15 protein-coding genes are annotated in these 18158 nt (G+C 68.1%); 14 read left to right on the top strand and 1 reads right to left on the bottom strand.

The features are described 5' to 3' along the window. Positions 1 to 32 precede the first annotated feature (32 nt). From orn to CY658_RS06295, 6 genes are all read left to right on the top strand, one after another. Positions 33 to 629 carry an oligoribonuclease gene (gene orn, locus CY658_RS06270; protein WP_070062329.1) on the top strand — a complete coding sequence of 199 codons (597 nt, stop codon included), beginning with the start codon at positions 33 to 35 and terminating at the stop codon, positions 627 to 629. A gap of 250 nt (positions 630 to 879) precedes the next feature. Continuing rightward, positions 880 to 2841 carry a DEAD/DEAH box helicase gene (locus CY658_RS06275; protein WP_101489330.1) on the top strand — a complete coding sequence of 654 codons (1962 nt, stop codon included), beginning with the start codon at positions 880 to 882 and terminating at the stop codon, positions 2839 to 2841. 215 nt (positions 2842 to 3056) lie between these two features. Next, a complete protein-coding gene (locus CY658_RS06280) occupies positions 3057 to 4130 on the top strand; it encodes an NAD/NADP-dependent octopine/nopaline dehydrogenase family protein (protein WP_101489331.1) in 1074 nt (357 codons plus the stop codon). Further along, complete coding sequence (locus tag CY658_RS06285; RefSeq protein ID WP_101489332.1) at positions 4120 to 5124, top strand: 3-hydroxybutyryl-CoA dehydrogenase; 1005 nt, start codon at positions 4120 to 4122, stop codon at positions 5122 to 5124. Before CY658_RS06280 ends, CY658_RS06285 begins: the two co-directional genes overlap by 11 nt. After that, positions 5121 to 5924, top strand: a complete 804-nt coding sequence (locus CY658_RS06290; protein ID WP_101489333.1) for an alpha/beta fold hydrolase — start codon at positions 5121 to 5123, stop codon at positions 5922 to 5924. Before CY658_RS06285 ends, CY658_RS06290 begins: the two co-directional genes overlap by 4 nt. Continuing rightward, a complete protein-coding gene (locus tag CY658_RS06295) occupies positions 5921 to 6799 on the top strand; it encodes a quinone oxidoreductase family protein (RefSeq protein ID WP_101489334.1) in 879 nt (292 codons plus the stop codon). The genes CY658_RS06290 and CY658_RS06295 overlap by 4 nt, the downstream gene beginning before the upstream one ends. Here CY658_RS06295 and CY658_RS06300 read toward each other — a convergent pair. Beyond that, positions 6796 to 7272, bottom strand: a complete 477-nt coding sequence (locus CY658_RS06300) for a MarR family winged helix-turn-helix transcriptional regulator (protein ID WP_099791754.1) — start codon at positions 7270 to 7272, stop codon at positions 6796 to 6798. The genes CY658_RS06295 and CY658_RS06300 overlap by 4 nt on opposite strands. 144 nt (positions 7273 to 7416) lie before the next feature. On the opposite strand from CY658_RS06300, the gene CY658_RS06305 reads away from it, so the two are divergent. The 8 genes from CY658_RS06305 (at position 7417) to CY658_RS06345 (ending at position 18157) form a co-directional block, all read left to right on the top strand. Next, the gene (locus tag CY658_RS06305) at positions 7417 to 9609 is read left to right on the top strand and encodes a thiamine pyrophosphate-dependent enzyme (protein ID WP_101489335.1); all 2193 of its coding nucleotides are present in this window, start codon (positions 7417 to 7419) and stop codon (positions 9607 to 9609) included. Between the two features lie 4 nt (positions 9610 to 9613). After that, a complete protein-coding gene (locus CY658_RS06310; protein WP_101489336.1) occupies positions 9614 to 11119 on the top strand; it encodes an indolepyruvate oxidoreductase subunit beta family protein in 1506 nt (501 codons plus the stop codon). A 21-nt stretch (positions 11120 to 11140) separates the two neighbouring features. Then, positions 11141 to 12127 (top strand): PDR/VanB family oxidoreductase, encoded by a 987-nt coding sequence (locus tag CY658_RS06315; RefSeq protein WP_101489337.1) that lies wholly within the window; start codon positions 11141 to 11143, stop codon positions 12125 to 12127. 31 nt (positions 12128 to 12158) lie between these two features. After that, positions 12159 to 13475: an aromatic ring-hydroxylating dioxygenase subunit alpha gene (locus tag CY658_RS06320; RefSeq protein WP_101489338.1), complete on the top strand. Its 1317-nt coding sequence runs from the start codon at positions 12159 to 12161 to the stop codon at positions 13473 to 13475. A 114-nt stretch (positions 13476 to 13589) separates the two neighbouring features. Further along, entirely contained in the window at positions 13590 to 14072 is a 483-nt protein-coding gene (locus CY658_RS06330; protein WP_101489339.1) for an aromatic-ring-hydroxylating dioxygenase subunit beta, read from the top strand. Between the two features lie 10 nt (positions 14073 to 14082). Beyond that, complete coding sequence (locus CY658_RS06335) at positions 14083 to 15708, top strand: AMP-binding protein (protein WP_101489340.1); 1626 nt, start codon at positions 14083 to 14085, stop codon at positions 15706 to 15708. Beyond that, on the top strand, positions 15705 to 16877 hold the full coding sequence (locus CY658_RS06340) for a thiolase family protein (protein WP_101489341.1): 1173 nt from the start codon (positions 15705 to 15707) through the stop codon (positions 16875 to 16877). Before CY658_RS06335 ends, CY658_RS06340 begins: the two co-directional genes overlap by 4 nt. Continuing rightward, positions 16874 to 18157: an SDR family NAD(P)-dependent oxidoreductase gene (locus CY658_RS06345; protein WP_101489342.1), complete on the top strand. Its 1284-nt coding sequence runs from the start codon at positions 16874 to 16876 to the stop codon at positions 18155 to 18157. Before CY658_RS06340 ends, CY658_RS06345 begins: the two co-directional genes overlap by 4 nt. Position 18158: the final 1 nt, after the last annotated feature.

The following is an 18158-nucleotide window of genomic DNA, read 5'->3' on the forward strand; positions in this document are numbered from 1 at the left end:
CCGCGTCGCAGGCCTTCGACGACAATCCTGCGATGCCCGAATCCCTTGACCCGACGCCCCCCGCAGCCGCCCCCACCCTGAAGAAAAGCGACCAGAACCTGGTCTGGCTCGACTGCGAAATGAGCGGCCTCGACCCCGAAAAAGAGCGCCTGCTCGAGATCGCCGTGGTCGTCACCGGCCCCGACCTCACGCCCCGCATCGACGGCCCCGTGCTCGTCATCCACCAGAGCGACGCCGTGCTTGACGCCATGGACGCCTGGAACAAGGGCACCCACGGCCGCAGCGGCCTGATCGACAAGGTGAAAGCCTCCACGCTCGACGAAGCCGCGGCCGAGCAGCAGCTGCTCGAATTCATCGCCAAGTACATCCCCCGCAGCGGCTCGCCGATGTGCGGCAACACCATCGGACAGGACCGGCGCTTCCTGGTCAAGTTCATGCCCAAGCTCGAGGCGTACTTCCACTACCGCAACCTCGACGTCAGCACCCTCAAGGAGCTGGCCAAGCGCTGGAAGCCTGCGGCCTACACCGCCTTCAAGAAGCAGCAGGCGCACACTGCGCTGGCCGACGTGCACGAGTCCATCGAGGAGCTGGCGCACTATCGGGAAACCTTCCTGCGATTGGTGGATTGATAACGATTAGGTGAAAACCCGAAGCCGTGCCATAATCGCAGGCTTCGCTGATTTGAACGCGTCTTTGGACACAGATCAGCGTCTCTTGCATCTCCCTATCTTGCACACCGCGCCCGATCGCATTCGCTGATCAAAAAGGGCCGCAGCCTCCGACGAAAGCCGGAAGTTGAATGTCGTTGGATGGTTGATGTTTTTAACCACCAACGGAGCGCCGCCTACGGCAGCGCTCGCGTTTGAGATTGATATCTACATGACCGACGCTTTTGAAGCGCAGGGCGAACTCGCGCCTGTGCAATCCGCTACCCATAACGAATTCACCGCTGTCGCGGAAACCGTGTCCGAGGCTCCGATCCTCGACGCGCTCGACGCAGCCGCTCCCGAGATCGCTGCGGCCGAAGAACCCAGCCTGCCCAACGGCTTCATCCGCCTGGGCCTCGCACCCGAACTGATCGCCGCCGTGGCGGACCTGGGTTTTACCCAGCCCACGACCGTGCAAGACAAGGTGATCCCGCTCGCCATGGGCGGTGAAGCCGGCCAGGACGGCAAGGCCCGTTTTGTCGACCTGATGGTTTCCAGCCAGACCGGTTCGGGCAAGACCGCAGCCTTCCTGCTGCCCGTGCTGCACACGCTGCTCAAGCGCCAGGCCGAAGCCGAAGCCGAAGCCAAGGCCGAGTTCCAGCGCCTGGCCGCCGAAGCTGCTGCCCGCGGCGAGGCACCGCTCAAGAAGCCCAAGCGCAAGGACCCGACCAACACCCGTCATTTCAAGGCCGCCACCCCCGGCGCCCTGATCCTGTGCCCGACGCGCGAACTCGCACAGCAAGTTGCACACGACGCCATCGAACTGGTGCGCCATTGCCGCGGCCTGCGCGTTGCCAACGTGGTGGGCGGCATGCCTTACCAGCTGCAGATCGCCAAGCTGCAGAACGCCGACCTCGTGGTTGCCACGCCGGGCCGTCTGCTCGACCTGCAGCGCTCGCAGCAGCTCAAGCTCGACCAGGTCAAGTTCCTGGTCGTCGACGAAGCCGACCGCATGCTCGATCTCGGCTTCTCCGACGACCTGGCCGAAGTCAACCAGCTCACCATCGAGCGCCAGCAAACGATGATGTTCAGCGCCACCTTCGCGCCGCGCATCCAGCAGCTGGCCCAGCGCGTCATGCGCGAGCCGCAGCGCATCACCATCGACAGCCCGCAAGAGAAGCACGCCAACATCAAGCAGTCGCTGTACTGGGCTGACAACAGCCAGCACAAGCGCAAGCTGCTCGACCACTGGCTGCGCGACACCAGCATCAACCAGGCGATCGTGTTCGCCAGCACGCAAGTCGAGTGCGACGGCCTCGCCAACGACCTGCAGCAAGAAGGCTTCAGCGCCGTCGCACTGCACGGCGCCCTGAGCCAGGGCCTGCGCAACCGCCGCCTGATGGCACTGCGTCAAGGCCAGGTGCAGATCCTGGTGGCCACCGACGTTGCCGCCCGCGGCATCGACGTGCCGACCATCACCCACGTCTTCAACTTCGGCCTGCCGATGAAGGCCGAGGACTACACCCACCGCATCGGCCGCACCGGCCGTGCCGGTCGCGATGGCCTGGCCATCACGTTCGCCGAGTTCCGCGATCGCCGCAAGATCATGGACATCGAGCAGTACAGCCGCCAGCAGTTCAAGGCTGAAGTGGTTGCCGGCCTCGAGCCGCAACAGCGCATGCCGCAATCGCGTCCCCCGATGGGCGAGTACCGCGGTGGCCGCGGCGACAACCAATCGCGTGACCGCAAGTTCGGCAACGGCGGTGCAGGCGGCGGCGGCGGCGGTGGCTACCGCGGCAACAACGGCGGCGGCTATGCCGGCGCCAGCGGCTTCAATGACCGCAACGCACGCGGCCCGGCTCCGAGCCACGGTCACCAAGCTCCGCGCGGCTTCCAGGGCGGCGGCAACAACGCCGGCTTCGGCGGCGGTCGTGACGAAGGCGGCAATGGCGGCGGTGGTGGCGGCTACGGTCGCAAGCCGGGCTGGGGTGACAGCGCTCCGCGCGGTGGCCACGGCCATGGCGGCGGTCGCGGCGACGGTGGCTTCGCGCCCCGTGAAGGCTTTGCACCCCGTGAGGGCTTCGCGCCCCGCGAAGGTTTCGCACCGCGCGGCAATGGCGCCGGTCACGGTGGCCCGGGCAAAGTGTTCGTGCCCCGCGACGCGCAAAAGCGCGCGTTCAAGCCCAGCCGCTGATCGCCCCTGCAAGCAGCCTTGAAAAAGGCCGCTTCCCCCAAAAAGCCCGCGCTTCTCACGAACGCGGGCTTTTTCGTTGTCGGGTTTCCGAGCAGCCCGATCTGCATGAAGTTGGTTGACACCTGAATCGATGAAAAGTAATGTAATGGCGCATTGCTTCTCCCGGGTCCGTTCGCGGCTGCCGGTTCATCGACACCTGTTCTCGACTTTCGATCATGAAAATTGCGATCCTTGGGGGTGGCCACGGCGCCTATGCGGCCGCTGCGGACCTGTCTGAAACCGGCCATGAAGTGCGCCTGTGGCGCCGCGACGCCGCCGCGCTCGAACCCGTCGTGCAAGCCGGCGCGATCACGCTGAAAGACGCTGCCGGTGTGCGCGAGGTGCCCATCGCGCTCGCCACCGCCGACATCGGCGCGGCGCTGAAGGGCGCCGAACTCATCGTCATTCCCACGCCCGCCATCGCCCAGCACGACATCGCGCTGGCCATGGCGCCGCATCTCGTCGACGGCCAGGTCGTGTTCCTGCCGCCGGGCACCTTCGGCAGCTACGTGATGGCGCAGGCGGTGAAGGCGGCCGGCAACCGCGCCGACGTGGCCTGGGCCGAGACCGGCACCTTGCCGTACCTTGCGCGCAAGCACGGTGAGCGCGAAGTCAACGTCACCATCCGCGCGATCCGCCTGCCCACCGGCGTCTACCCGGCGCGCAAGGAGGCGCAGGCGATCGAGGTGATCCGCCGCGCCTACCCGGCCGTGCACGGCTGCGGCGATGCGCTCTCGGGCGCGCTGATGAACGCCGGCCCCGTCATCCACCCGCCGCTGATGGTGATGAACGCCGCGCCGCTGCAGCACTTCGAGCGCTGGGACATCCACAACGAAGGCACCCAACGCGCCGTGCGCGACGTGACCGACCGGCTCGACCGCGAGCGCATGGCCGTGCGCGAGGCCTTCGGGCAGGGCGCGCCGCACTATCCGCTGGCCGACCACTACAACAACGACCAATGGATGTACGGCGACGCGCACAAGCAGCTCGTCAAGTCGGGCGACTGGCGCGAGAACATCGACCTGCACACGCACCGCTACATCACCGAAGACACCGAACTCGGCCTGGCCTTCCTGGCCTCGGCCGCGCGGCATGCGGGCGTCGATGCGCCTATCGCCCACGGCCTGCTGGCCATCGTGGGCGGCTTCCTCGGGCGCGATCTGCGCCAGGGCCCGCGCACCTTCGAAAGCCTGGGCCTGGCCAGCCTGAGCGCGACCCAACTCAAGCAGAGGCTGCACGATGGCGAATGAGCCCGCGCTGCCGCGCTTCGCCGCCGTGGGCGCCGGCCGCATGGGCCGCGGCATCGCCATCGCATTCGCCTATGCGGGCCATCGCATCTCGCTGATCGACCTGCGCCCGCGCACGCCCGAGGCCCGGCAGCAGCTGCGCGACGAGGCGCAAGCGGAAATCGCGGCGAGCCTTTCCGGTCTTGCGCAGCTCGGCGTGATCGATGCGTCGCAGGTCGAGCGCATCGCCGCACGCGTGGATTGTGTGAACGCAGCAGAAGCACCGCGCGCATTGGCCGCCGCCGAGCTGGTGTTCGAAGGCGTGCCCGAAACCATGGACGCCAAGCGCGAAGCCTTCGAGCACTTGAATCGCCATTGCAGCGACGACGCGATCCTCACCTCGACCACCAGCAGCATCCTCGTGACGCAGCTGGCCGCGCTGGTGCGCCGGCCCGAGCGCTTCCTGAACATGCACTGGCTCAACCCCGCCTACGTGATTCCCGTGGTCGAACTGAGCTGCCACCCCGGCACCGACGCCGGCGTGCTCGCACGCACGAAGGCACTGATGGAGGCCATCGGCAAGCTGCCCGTGGTCTGCGGCGCGTCGCCAGGCTACATCGTGCCGCGCCTGCAGGCGCTCGTGATGAACGAGGCGGCCCGCATGATCGAAGAAGGCGCTGCCACAGCGGAAGAGATCGACAAGGCCACGCGCTACGGCCTGGGCCTGCGCTTCGCGGCGCTTGGCGTGGTCGAGTTCATCGACTTCGGCGGCTGCGACATCCTGCACCACGCGAGCCGCGAGATGTCGGCCTCGCTCGATGCGGGCCGGTACACCGCGCCGGCCATCGTCGGACGCATGGTCGAGGAAGGCCGGCTGGGCCTCAAGACTGGCAGCGGCTTCTACGACTACGCGGGCCGCGACACCGCCGCCTACCGGCGCGACGTGCTCTCGCGCACGCTCGGCGAACTCAAGCACGCGGGCCTGTGGCGCGCACCTGCGGACGAGACGCTGTCATGACGGTCCGCCGCGCCTTCGCCGACCTGTCGGTGGGGCAGGTGCACCACGCCGTGTGCGGCGATTCGCAGGCGCCGGCCGTGCTGCTGTTGCACCAGTCGCCACGCAGCTGGGCGGAGTACCGCGAGGTGCTGCCGCTGATCGCCGGCGCGGGCTACCGCGCCATCGCGATGGACACCGCGGGCTTCGGCGATTCGGCCGACGGCGGCGTGCCCGCGAGCATTGCGCAGTGGGCACGCGTCGCGTGCGAGCTGCTCGATGCGCTCGGCATCATGCAGGCTGACGTGGTGGGGCATCACACAGGCGGCGTGGTCGCGATCGAACTGGCCGCGGCGTTTCCCGAGCTCGTGCGCAGCCTCGTGCTCTCGTCCACGCCGTACACCGACGAGGTGTTTCGCCGCGCCCGCGCGCAGCGTCCGCCCATCGACGAAGTGGCGCCCAGCGACGATGGCAGCCACCTCGCCGCGCTGTGGCAGAAGCGACAAGCCTTCTATCCGCCGGGGCGCCCCGACCTGCTCGAGGCTTTCGTGCGCGATGCGATGAAGGTCGGCCACCGTGTCGAAGAAGGGCACCGCGCTGTGGCCTCGTACCGCATGGAAGAGCGCATCGGCCGCGTGACGCAGCCGACGCTCATCGTGCGCGCCACGCTCGACCCCTTCGCCGCACCGCATGCGGCGGAGTTGCAGCATCAGCTGCCGCAGGCGCGCATCGTCGACATCGACGGCGGCATGGTGCCCTTGCCCGACCAGATGCCCGAGGCCTTTGCGCGCACGGTGCTCGACTTTCTGGCGACGCGGCCATGAAGGCGGTTCGCATTCATGGCTTCGATGCGGTGCCGGTGCTCGAAGACGTGGCCGACCCCGTGGCGCGACCTGGCCGCACCCTCGTGCGCATGCAGGCCGCCACCGTGGGTCACATCGACCGCACCGTGTGGCAAGGCCGTTTCCTGCGGCATCCGCCGCTGCCCTACACGCCGGGCGTGGAGGCTGCGGGCGTTGTCGTCGCGAGCGAGCGCTATGCAGAGGGACAACGCGTGTGGTTGCGTGGCAGTGGCTTGGGTACGCTGTTCGACGGCACCTGGTGCGAGCTGATCAATGCACCCGACGACGCACTCGGTGTGTTGCCCGATGCGGTGCCGATGGCACTCGGCGCAGCATTCTTCTCGCCCACCACATCGGCGTGGGTCGCCTTGCATGACGTCGCCCGATTGAAGTCTGGAGAGCAAGTTCTGGTGACGGGCGCAAGCGGCGCGGTGGGTTCGTTGGTGATGCAGTTGGCACGCGCCGCGGGCTGCATTGCAACGCCTGTCGATCCGAAGGCCGGAGCACCTGACGTCAGCAGCGCCGACCTGCTCATCGACACCGTCGGCGGCGACGTGCTCGCCACCGCCTTGCCTGCCGTGCGCCCCGGCGGACGCGCCGTGCTGATCGGCTACACCGCCGGCCCGACGCTGCAGCTGGACATCGCGCACTTCCTGCAGCGCGACGTGGCGCTGCTGCCGCTCAACATGTTCAGGCGCGAAGCCGCAGGCCGCGCAGCCGCTCCAGAGTTGCTTGCGCGCTTGGCCGATGGCCGTCTGCATCTCGACGTGCAGCCCTTCGCGCTCGCCGATGCCGCGCTGGCACTCGACTGGATTGCGCAACGTGGCCATCGCGGCCGCGCGGTACTCGTGCCCTAGTCTTCGTCCGGCACCTCGACCGGCACATGCACATGCAGGTCGATCATCTGCCGCAGCGTCTGCTTGAGTTCTTCGGCGCGTCGCAGGCCGAAGGGTTCGAGCACGCGGCGCTCGTGTTCGCGCGCCAGTTCCATTAGGTGCTCGACCGCCTTCAGCCCGGCGGGCGTGATGCGCACCAGCGTGATGCGGCGATCACTTTCATGGGGCAGGCGTTCGACCTGGCCGCGCGCTTCCATGCGGTCGAGCAGCCGCGTCACCGTCGGCTGCTTGGTCACCGTCACCTGCGCGAGCTGGCCGATGCTGACCGCGTCGCTGCCCGCCAGCGACGCCATCACGCGCCACTCCGACACCGAAAAACCCTGCTGGCGCGCCACCTCGTGGAACTCCGAAGAGATCAGCTGGCTGGCCTGCGCCAGCAGCGCGGGCAGGTAGTCGTCGACGAAGCGATGCGTTTCCTTGAGCGGTTCAGACATGACGGTGCCTCCTGTTTGCCGCAGGCATGCGGATTGCATGGCTAGGGTAATTCATGATTGTGGATACATTCATTTCTAAACATTATAGGAACCGTGATGTGACCCCGGGGCCGCATCCTCCCACGAGAAAGAAGAAGGACATCCATGGCTGAGCGTTCGTTCGTCGAAGAAGTCAAGAAGCTGAGACTTACTGGTGGAGAAGTGTTCCGCGGCGAAGGCATTCTGGCCGTCACCAAGGCCCTGCTGGAGTCGGGCGTGTCGTATGTGGCGGGCTACCAAGGTGCTCCCATCTCGCATCTGATGGATGTGCTGGCCGACGCACAAGACATCCTGGCCGACCATGGCATCCGCTTCGAGAACAGCGCCAGCGAAGCCACGGCCGCCGCCACGCTGGCCGCCTCCGTCAACTACCCGCTGCGCGGCGCGGTCACCTTCAAGGCGACCGTGGGCACCAACGTGGCGTCCGATGCATTGGCCAACCTGGCCTCGGGCGGCGTCACCGGTGGCGCGCTGATCATCGTGGGCGAGGACTACGGCGAAGGCTCGTCGATCATGCAGGAGCGCAGCCATGCGTTCGCCATGAAGTCGCAGATCTGGCTGCTCGATCCGCGGCCCAACCTGCCGAGCATCGTCGATGCGGTGAAGCAGGGCTTCGATCTCTCCGAAGCCAGCAATACGCCCGTGATGCTCCAGTTGCGCATCCGCGCCTGCCACGTGCACGGCCACTTCATCGCGGGCGACAACAAGCGCGCCAAGTTCACGCTGAAGGACGCGCTGGAGAACCCGCAGCGCGACGTCAGCCGCATCGTGCTGCCGCCCGCGAGCTTCGTGCACGAACAAGAGAAGGTGAAAGACCGCTGGCCCGCCGCCGTGCGCTTCATCGAAGAGCGCCAGCTCAACGAGTTCTTCTCCGAAGACGCCGACGACATCGGCATCATCGTGCAGGGCGGCAGCTACAACACGCTGCTGCGCGCACTCGAACGCCTGGGTCTGGCCGACGTGTACGGCGAGACCCGCGTGCCGCTGTACGTGATGAACGTGGCCTACCCGGTCATCGAGAGCGAAGTCATCCGCTTCTGCGAAGGCAAGCGCGCCGTGCTCATCGTGGAAGAAGGCCAGCCCAACTTCGTCGAGCAGAACCTCGCGACCATCCTGCGCCAGGCCGGCTCCACCACCGCGCTGCACGGCAAGGACATGCTGCCCGTGGCCGGCGAGTACACGACGCTCGAACTGCTCAAGGGCACACGCACCTTCTGCGAGCGCTACGAACGCCTCGCGCCGCTGCCCGTGCCCGCACCGGTGCGCAAGGTGATTCCGCTGAAGGAAGTGGCCGCCATCGGCGTCGACGATGCGCCCGAGCCCGCGCAGCTGTCGAGCGCGCTCGGCGACGTGGTGCATTCGCGCCCGCCGGGTTTTTGCACCGGCTGCCCCGAGCGCCCGATCTTCAGTGCCATGAAGCTGGTCGAGCGCGAACTCGGTGCGCACCACGTGAGCGCCGACATCGGCTGCCACCTGTTCTCGATCCTGCCGCCTTTCAACATCGGCAACACCACCATGGGCTACGGCCTTGGCGGCGCGGGCGCTTCGGCACTCAACGCACCCGCCGGAAAGCGCGCGATCTCGATGATGGGCGACGGCGGTTTCTGGCACAACGGCCTGACGAGCGGCGTGGCCAACGCGGTCTTCAACAAGAGCGACAACCTCACCATCATTGTCGACAACAACTACACCTCGGCCACGGGCGGGCAGGACATCCTCTCGTCGACCGCCGTCAACAAGACGCGCAGCACCGGCCACGAGATCGAGCGCGCCGTGCGCGGCGTGGGTGTCGAATGGGTGAAGACCATTCGCCGCACCTACGACGTCGCCGGCATGCGCGACGCGCTCAAAGACGCACTGACCACCACGAAGAAGGGCCCCAAGGTCCTCATCGCGCAATCGGAGTGCATGCTCAACAAACAGCGCCGCGAGAAGCCACTCGTGCGCAAGGCCATCGCCGATGGCAAGCGCATGGTGCGCGACAAGTTCGGCGTCGATGCCGACACCTGCACCGGCGACCACTCGTGCATCCGCCTGTCGGGCTGCCCCTCGCTGTCGATCAAGCCCAACCCCGATCCGCTGCGCATCGACCCCGTCGCCACCGTGCTCGACAGCTGCGTGGGCTGCGGCAACTGCGGCGACGTCTCGCACGCCGCCGTGCTGTGCCCCTCGTTCTACAAGGCACAGGTGGTGAGCAACCCGACGGCCTGGGACCGGTTCCGCCAGCGCGTGCGCAGCACCGTCATCGGCTGGATGCAGCGCGGCGACGCGCGCCGCCGTGATGCCTATGCCTTCTGACGCCATGACGAACAAGGTTCAACCGATAAAGATCGCCATCCTCGCCATGGGCGGGGAGGGCGGCGGCGTGCTTGCCGACTGGATCGTCGACATGGGCGAGGCCAACGGCTACGTCGCCCAGACCACCTCGGTGCCGGGCGTGGCCCAGCGCACCGGCGCGACCATCTACTACGTCGAGCTGTACCCCGATGCGCAGGCCCACGCCGACGGCGGACGCCCCGTGCTCGCGCTGATGCCGCTGCCGGGCGACGTCGACGTGGTGCTCGCTTCCGAGCTCATGGAAGCCGGCCGCGCGGTGCAGCGCGGGCTGGTCACGCGCGACCGCACCACGCTCATCGCTTCGACGCACCGCGTCTTCTCCATCGCTGAAAAGAGCGCCATGGGCGACGGCCGTGTCGACAGCGACCAGCTGCTCGCTCACACCGCGCGTGCCGCCAAGCGCTTCATCCGCTTCGACATGGCACAGGCTGCTGAAGCCTCGGGCAGCGTGATCAGCGCCGTGCTCTTCGGCACGCTCGCGGGCTCGGGCGTGCTGCCCTTCGGCCGCGCGCAGTTCGAAGCCACCATCGAGCGCGGCGGCGTGGGCGTGAAGCCCAGCCTCAAGGCCTTCGGCGCGGCGTTCGACCGCGCACAGGACGGCGACGACGGCGAACCCGCCAAGGTGGCACCGGCCGCCACGCCCGCACCGCAGCCGCGCCACCCGGCCGTGCGCGCACTGGTCGAGCGCGCGCAGCGCGACTTTCCGCTCCCCGCGCAAGACTTCCTGCTCGAAGGCGTGCGCCGCCTCATCGACTACCAGGACCTGGCCTACGCCGGCCTCTACCTCGACCGCATGGCCGCTGTTGCCAGGCTGCCCGACGACGCCCACCGCCTGCTGCGCGAAACCGCGCGCCACCTCGCGCTGTGGATGTCCTACGAAGACACGGCCCGCGTCGCCGCCCTGAAGACCCGCGCGACCCGCTTCGAGCGCGTGCGCGGCGAAGCCGGCGTGCAGCCGGGCCAGGTGCTCGCCATCCACGAGTACATGCACCCGCGCCTGCAGGAAATCTGCGAGACGCTGCCCGGCGGCATCGGCCGCTGGCTCATGCACTCCACGCTGCCGAAGAAGATCGTCGAGCGCTTCACGCAGCACGGCCGCGTGATCCGCACGAGCTCGCTGCGCGGCTACCTGATGCTGCGCACCGTGGCCGCGATGAAGCGCTGGCGCCGCTCCACGATGCGCTACGCCGACGAAAACCGCCGCATCGAAGAGTGGCTGCAACGCATCGCCGCCACCGCGCAGCGCAACCCCGCACTCGCCGTGGAACTCGCCCAGTGCCAGCGCCTGGTCAAGGGCTACAGCGACACGCACGAGCGCGGCCTGCGCAACTACGACACCGTGATGCGCGCGTTCGAACGTGCAGGGGCCGCGCTGGCGCCCGCCACGCTGCGCGAACTGCGCGACGCCGCGCTCGCCGACGAACACGGCCACAAGCTGCAAGCCGCGCTGGCGCAGCACGCCCTGGCCTGAAGAGACGAAGGGAACCGCCCCATGACCGCCCCCACGCTCCAGCTTCGCGTCGTCGAAGCGCGCGCCCTCAATCCGCTGATCCGCCTGCTGCGCCTGCGCGCCGAAGACGGTCGCGCGCTGCCCGGCTTCGCCGCCGGCGCGCACATCCGCGTGCAGGTGACGCTGGCTGAAGGCACCGCCGACTGGCGCCACTACTCGCTCATCAACTTCGCGACCGAGCGCAACGCCACCAACGCCCCGACCGACTACGTGATCGCCGTGCGCAAGGAGGCCGACGGCCGCGGCGGCTCGCGCTTCATGCACGAAGGGCTGGCCGAGGGCAGCGTGCTCACCATCGAGCCGCCGAAGAACGACTTTCCGCTGCATACCGGCCCGGGCGGCTCGGTGCTGGTGGCCGGCGGCATCGGCGTCACGCCGCTCGCCTCGATGGCCGCGCGCCGCCGTGCCGAAGGCGCCGCCGTGCGCATGCACTACGCCGGCCGCAGCCGCGACCTCATGGCCTTCCTGCCCGAGCTGCAGGCGCTGCTGGGCGACGACCTGCGCGTGCATGCCGACGCCGAAGCCGGCGCACCGTTGGACATCGACGCGCTGCTCGACGGCGTGCCCGCCGGCGACCGCCTCTACGTCTGCGGCCCCAAGGTCATGCTCGACGCCGTGCTCGCCCGCACCCAGGCCCGCGGCTGGGAACACGACCGCGTGCACTTCGAGCTCTTCACCGAACCCGTCGTGGAGGAGGGCGACCAGCCCTTCGAGGTGGAGCTCGCCCAGTCGGGCCAGCGCTTCACCGTGCCGGTCGGCCAGAGCATCCTCGACTGCCTCATCGAACACGGCTGCGACCCGATGTTCGATTGCAAGCGCGGCGAATGCGGCGTGTGCGCCGTGCCCGTGATCGAGGGCGAGATCGACCACCGCGACTACGTGCTCACCGCCCGCGAAAAGGCGGAAGGCACCGTCATGCAGATCTGCATCTCGCGCGCCAAGGGTGCGCGCCTGGTGCTCGACCTCTGAAAAGAAAAGCCAGGAAGGAGCCAGGAGAACCATGCCTTCGTACCGAGACAACCCCGATGCCGTTCGCGCGCTCGTGCAGAACGACCGCGTGCACCGCGACCTGTACATCAGCCAGGACCTCTTCGAGGTGGAGCAGGAGCACTTCTTTGCCAACACCTGGAACTACGTCGGCCACGAAAGCCAGCTGCCGAAGTCAGGCGACTGGATCACCAACGAGATCGCGGGCCGCCCGCTGATCGTCGTGCGCCACAGCGACGGCAGCGTGCGCGTCATGATGAACCGCTGCGCCCACAAGGGCTCGCGCCTCGTCAACGGGCCCTGCGGCAACACCGGCAAGTTCTTTCGCTGCCCGTACCACGCCTGGACCTTCAAGACCGACGGCGCGCCGCTGGCCATTCCGCTGAAGACCGGCTACGAGCACACGCAGCTGCATGAGTGCGAGTCGGGCAAGGGCCTCACCCCCGTGAAGCACGTGCGCAGCCACCGCGGCTTCATCTTCGTGAAGATCAACGACGCGGGCCCCGACTTCGAGGACTACTTCGGCGATTCGCTGAGCTCCATCGACAACATGGCCGACCGCTCGCCCAAGGGCGAGCTGGAAATTGCCGGCGGCTGCCTGCGCTTCATGCACCAGTGCAACTGGAAGATGTTCGTCGAGAACCTCAACGACACCATGCACCCCATGGTGGCGCACGAGTCGTCGGCCGGCACCGCCAAGCGCATGTGGGCCGACAAGCCCGAAGACGAACCCAAGCCCATGGCCGTGGAGCAGTTCGTGCCCTTCATGTCCGACTACAAGTTCTTCGAGGACATGGGCATCCGCACGTATGACCACGGCCACAGCTTCACGGGCGTGCACTTCAGCATCCACAGCAAGTACAAGGCGATCCCCGAGTACGACGACGCCATGAAGGCGCGCTACGGCGAAGAGAAGACCGCGCAGATCCTGGGCATGGCGCGGCACAACACCGTGTACTACCCGAACCTCACGATCAAGGGCGCGATCCAGGCCATTCGCGTGGTGAAGCCGATCTCGGCCAACCAGACGCTCATCGAAAGCTGGACCTTCCGCCTCAAGGGCGCGCCGCCCGAGCTGCTGCAGCGCACCACCATGTACAACCGCCTCATCAACTCGCCGTTCTCGGTGGTGGGCCACGACGACCTGCAGGCCTACCGCGGCATGCAGGCCGGCCTGCACGCCAGCGGCAACGAGTGGGTGAGCCTGCACCGCGACTACGACGAATCGGAGTTGAAGGGCGGCGAGATCACCACGGGCGGCACCAACGAGCTGCCCATGCGCAACCAGTACCGCAGCTGGGTCGAACGCATGACGGAGACCATGCAATGACACACCCCCAGTCTTCGCGCACTTCGTGTCGCTTCGCCAACCCCCTTGCAGGGGGCAACACCAGTGGCCCGGCGAAGCCGGTTCCACGGTGTTTCTGGAAGGGGAGTCGCTGAAATGAATGCAGTGACTCACCAAGAACTCGTCGACTTCGTCGTCAACGAAGCGCGCCTGCTCGACACCCGCCGCTACGAGGAATGGAACGCGCTCTTCACCGACGACGCGTTCTATTGGATTCCGCTCGTGCCCGAGCAGGAAGACGGCCTCAACCACACCTCGCACCTGTACGAAGACAAGCTGCTGCGCGAGCTGCGCATCGAGCGCCTCAAGAGCCCGCGCGCGTTCTCGCAGCAGCCGCAGAGCCGCTGCCACCACCTGCTGCAGGTGCCCGTGGTCGAGACCTTCGACACCACGGCCCAGCGCTTCGTGGTGCGCACCGAATTCCACTACACCGAATCGCAGGGCGACGAGCTCCAGTTCTACGTCGGCACCTTCTTCCATCACCTCACGGTGCAGGACGGCGCGCTGCGCATGACGCTCAAGCGTGTCGACCTGCTCAACTGCGACGCGGCCCTGCCGGCCGTGCAGCTCTTCATCTAGCAAGGACGCGATGACCCACGCCACCGTCCACCAGGTGTTCGCCGCGACTGCCGCGCGCACGCCGCAGGCCGAATTCCTCTTCACCGAATCGGTGACCGCCGCCGCCTACGGCATCGCCGCCGGCGCCATCCGCTGGGGCGAAGCCGCCGCAGAAATCGAACGGCTGCGCACCGCCTACGCGCAGGCCGGCTACGGCCACGGCCACCGCGTCGGCCTGCTGCTGGAGAACCGGCCCGCCTTCATCTTCCACTGGCTCGCGCTGAACGCGCTGGGCGCGAGCGTGGTGCCGATCAACGCCGAGATGCGCTCGGCCGAGCTGGTCTACCTCATCGGCCACAGCGAGATCGGCCTGGCCGTCACGCTGCCCGAGCGGGCCGCGGACCTGCAGGCTGCCGCCGCGCAGGCCGGCGTGGCCTTCGAGACCATGGGGCCCGACGATGCCGTGCCGCCCGCGAAGACGGCCGCGCCGCGCGCCGGCGAGCCCGTCGGCACGGACACCGAATGCGGCCTGCTCTACACCTCGGGCACCACGGGCCGGCCCAAGGGCTGCATCCTGAGCAACGCGTACTTCCTGCGCGCGGGCGAGTGGTATGCCGCGCTCGACGGCGTGTGCAGCATCCGCCCCGATACCGAACGCGTGATCACGCCGCTGCCGCTCAACCACATGAACGCGATGGCGTTCTCGACCATGGTCGTGCTCATTGCGGGCGGTTGCCTCGTGCAGCTCGATCGCTTCCATCCGAAGAGCTGGCTGGCCAGCGCGAAGGAAAGCGGCGCGACCATCGTCCACTACCTGGGCGTGATGCCCGCGATGTTGCTGTCGGCCCCCGCGTCGGCGGCCGACCGCGACCACGCGATCCGCTGGGGCTTCGGCGCCGGTGTCGACCGCAAGAACCACGCGCCCTTCGAAGAGCGCTTCGGCTTCCCGCTGGTCGAGGCCTGGGCCATGACCGAGACCGGCGCCGCCGCCTGCATCATGGCCAACCGCGAGCCGCGCCTCGTCGGCACGAGCTGCTTCGGGCGCCAGGAAGACTTTGTCGAGATCCGCCTCATGGGCGAGGACGACAGCGACGTGGGCACCGACATGCCCGGCGAACTGCTGGTGCGCTCGGCCGGCGCCGACCCGCGCCGCTACTTCTTCTCCGGCTACCTGAAGGATGAGGAGGCCACGCGCGAGGCCTGGGCCGACGGCTGGTTCCACACCGGCGACCTCGTTCGCCGCGACGCCGAGGGCAACTTCTTTTTCGTCGACCGCAAGAAGAACGTGATCCGCCGCAGCGGCGAGAACATCTCGGCCGTCGAGGTCGAGAGCGTGCTCAACCAGCACCCCGCCGTGAAGACCTCGGCCGTGGCCGCCACGCCCGATGCGGTGCGCGGCGACGAAGTGCTCGCCTGCATCGTGCTGCGCGAAAACACCGAGGCGTCGCAGCGGGCAGAGATTGCAGCCAGCATCGTCCAGCACGCGCTCGCGCAGCTCGCGTACTACAAGGCACCGGGCTACGTGGCCTTCGTCGAGGCGCTGCCGCTCACGCCCTCGCAGAAGATCCAGCGCGGCCAGCTGCGCGAGATGGCGCAGTCGCTGCCGGGCCAAGGCCATTGCATCGACACGCGCTCCATGAAAAAGAGGCAGGCATGACGAAACGACGGCTCTCTTACGAAGGCGTCGCGGTCGCGGTGCCCGTCACCGTGCCCTACGTGCGCTACTCCACGCGCACCGCGCACTGGTTCGTCGGCCAGGCCATCGACGCGCTGGTGCAGGCCAGCGGCGTGGCCAAGGAACAGATCGACGGCCTGTGCCTGAGCAGCTTCTCGCTCTCGCCCGACACGGCCGTGGGCGTCACGCAGCACCTGGGCCTGTCGCCGCGCTGGCTCGACCATATGCCCACCGGCGGTGCCTCGGGCGTGATGTGCCTGCGCCGCGCAGCGCGCGCCGTGCAGGCGGGCGATGCCGACATCGTCGCCTGCGTGGGCGCCGACACCAACCACGTCGACTCCTTCCGCCAGACGCTGGGCAGCTTCAGCAACTTCGCGCGCGATGCGAGCTACCCCTACGGCTCGGGCGGACCGAACTCGATCTTCGCGTTCATCACCGCCAACTACATGCGCACCTACGGCGCGACGCGCGAAGACTTCGGCCGCATCTGCGTGGACCAGCGCACCAACGCGCTCGGCAACCCCAACGCCATGTTCAAGAAGGGCCTCACGCTCGACGAGTACATGGCCGCGCGGCCCATCTCCGACCCGATCCATTTGTTCGACTGCGTGATGCCCTGCGCCGGTGCCGACGCGTTCCTCGTGATGAGCGAGGAGCGTGCGCGCGACCTGGGCCTGGCGCACGTTGTGATCCGCGGCGCCATCGAACGCCACAACGCCTACGCCGAAGACCCGGTGATGGTGCAGGGCGGCTGGCGCATGGACCGCGACGATCTCTACGCGCAGGCCGGCGTGCAGCCCGCCGCGCTCGACTTCGTGCAGACCTACGACGACTACCCCGTCATCGTGATGATGCAGTTCGAAGACCTGGGGTTCTGCGAGAAGGGCGAAGGCTCGGCCTTCGTGCAGGCGAACACCATGACCTTCGACGGCAGCTTTCCGAACAACACCAGCGGCGGCCAGCTGTCGGCCGGGCAGGCCGGTGCGGCGGGTGGCTTCCTCGGCATGGTCGAGGCGATCCGTCAGTTGACTGATCAAGCCGGACCGCGCGCCGTGCCCAACGCCCAGCTGGGCCTTGTCGCCGGCTTCGGCATGGTGACCTACGACCGCTGCCTGTGCACAGGCGCCGTCATCCTCGGGAGATCCGCATGACGATGCCGATGATGCGCCCCCCGCGCAAGAACCCGGTGCTGCGCACCCGGCAGATGAACCTGCCGCCCGGCGCGCGCGGCCGCGTCGCGCTCGGCCTCACGGCCGCCGCTGCCGAAGGCCGCTTCGAGCTGCAGACCTGCGAAGACTGCGGCACGGTGCAGTACCCGCCGCGCGAGGTCTGCCACAAGTGCCTGTCGTCGGCGCTGCGCTGGCGCCAGCAGAGCGGCGAGGGTGCGCTGCTCGGCAGCACCACGCTGCACCACAGCAACGACCTGTTCTTTCGCGAGCGGCTGCCCTGGCGGCTGGGCCTGGTGCACCTGGATGCCGGCCCGACGCTCATGGTCCATCTGCATGGCGAGGTCGGCGAAGCGCCGCAACGCGGGCAACCCGGAGGGGACGCGCTACCGCGCGTCCGTGTCGGCGCCCGGCTCGACCGCGCGGGGCAGGCCGTTCTCATTGCTTTTCCGAATGAAGGGAGTCCCCACATGGCCGACGACAAGATGCTGCGCGAAATGACCAGCGACCCGAAGTTCCGCAAGGTGCTGGTGACCGACGGCAAGACCGAAACGGGCCAGGCCATCGTGCGTGCGCTGGTGAAGGCCGGCGCCGACATCGTCTGGGTCGGCCATGCCGAGCCCTGGAAGAAGATGGGCGACGGCCTGGACGACATCTCCGCGCTGCCGCAGGTCACGCTCGTGCCGCTCGACCTCACCAACGGCCGCCAGGTGACCGAGCTGGCCGGCGCCATCGGCGGCAAGGTCGACATCGTGATCAACAACGCCGAGGTGCACCGCACCTTCGGCATCGGCGCACGGCGCGGCACCGACGTGGCCAAGGCCGAGATGGACATCAACTACTTCGGCCTGCTGCGCCTGGCGCAGGAGTTCGGCCCCGCGCTCAAGGGCCGCTCGGCCGATGGCGAGACAGGCGCGACCGCGTGGGTCAACCTGCTGTCGATCTACGCGCTGAGCAACTTCCCACCGCACGGCACCTTCAGCGCCTCGAAGGCCGCGGCGCATTCGCTCGCGCAGTGCCTGCGCGCCGAGATGCGGCCCGCCGGCATCCGCGTGATCAACGTGTTCCCCGGTCCCATCGACGACGAATGGAACCAGCACACGCCACCGCCCAAGCTGGCACCCACCGCACTGGCCAACGCCATCGTGAAGGCACTGCGCGACGGCGTGGAAGACGTGTACCCGGGCGACGTGGCGCAGGAGTGGCTGGAGCGCTGGCGCGACAACCCGAAGGTGCTCGAACGCGAACTGGCCGCTGGCGGCTGAG

Origin of the sequence: Variovorax sp. RO1 (assembly GCF_002849325.1) — a bacterium.
Classification (GTDB): domain Bacteria; phylum Pseudomonadota; class Gammaproteobacteria; order Burkholderiales; family Burkholderiaceae_C; genus Variovorax.

Excerpts from the sequence above, each read along its gene's own strand:
- orn (WP_070062329.1), top strand. The coding sequence starts at position 33 with ATGCCCGAATCCCTTGACCCGACGCCCCCCGCAGCCGCCCCCACCCTG.
- CY658_RS06275 (WP_101489330.1), top strand. The coding sequence starts at position 880 with ATGACCGACGCTTTTGAAGCGCAGGGCGAACTCGCGCCTGTGCAATCC.
- CY658_RS06280 (WP_101489331.1), top strand. The coding sequence starts at position 3,057 with ATGAAAATTGCGATCCTTGGGGGTGGCCACGGCGCCTATGCGGCCGCT.
- CY658_RS06285 (WP_101489332.1), top strand. The coding sequence starts at position 4,120 with ATGGCGAATGAGCCCGCGCTGCCGCGCTTCGCCGCCGTGGGCGCCGGC.
- CY658_RS06290 (WP_101489333.1), top strand. The coding sequence starts at position 5,121 with ATGACGGTCCGCCGCGCCTTCGCCGACCTGTCGGTGGGGCAGGTGCAC.
- CY658_RS06295 (WP_101489334.1), top strand. The coding sequence starts at position 5,921 with ATGAAGGCGGTTCGCATTCATGGCTTCGATGCGGTGCCGGTGCTCGAA.
- CY658_RS06300 (WP_099791754.1), bottom strand. The coding sequence starts at position 7,272 with ATGTCTGAACCGCTCAAGGAAACGCATCGCTTCGTCGACGACTACCTG.
- CY658_RS06305 (WP_101489335.1), top strand. The coding sequence starts at position 7,417 with ATGGCTGAGCGTTCGTTCGTCGAAGAAGTCAAGAAGCTGAGACTTACT.
- CY658_RS06310 (WP_101489336.1), top strand. The coding sequence starts at position 9,614 with ATGACGAACAAGGTTCAACCGATAAAGATCGCCATCCTCGCCATGGGC.
- CY658_RS06315 (WP_101489337.1), top strand. The coding sequence starts at position 11,141 with ATGACCGCCCCCACGCTCCAGCTTCGCGTCGTCGAAGCGCGCGCCCTC.
- CY658_RS06320 (WP_101489338.1), top strand. The coding sequence starts at position 12,159 with ATGCCTTCGTACCGAGACAACCCCGATGCCGTTCGCGCGCTCGTGCAG.
- CY658_RS06330 (WP_101489339.1), top strand. The coding sequence starts at position 13,590 with ATGAATGCAGTGACTCACCAAGAACTCGTCGACTTCGTCGTCAACGAA.
- CY658_RS06335 (WP_101489340.1), top strand. The coding sequence starts at position 14,083 with ATGACCCACGCCACCGTCCACCAGGTGTTCGCCGCGACTGCCGCGCGC.
- CY658_RS06340 (WP_101489341.1), top strand. The coding sequence starts at position 15,705 with ATGACGAAACGACGGCTCTCTTACGAAGGCGTCGCGGTCGCGGTGCCC.
- CY658_RS06345 (WP_101489342.1), top strand. The coding sequence starts at position 16,874 with ATGACGATGCCGATGATGCGCCCCCCGCGCAAGAACCCGGTGCTGCGC.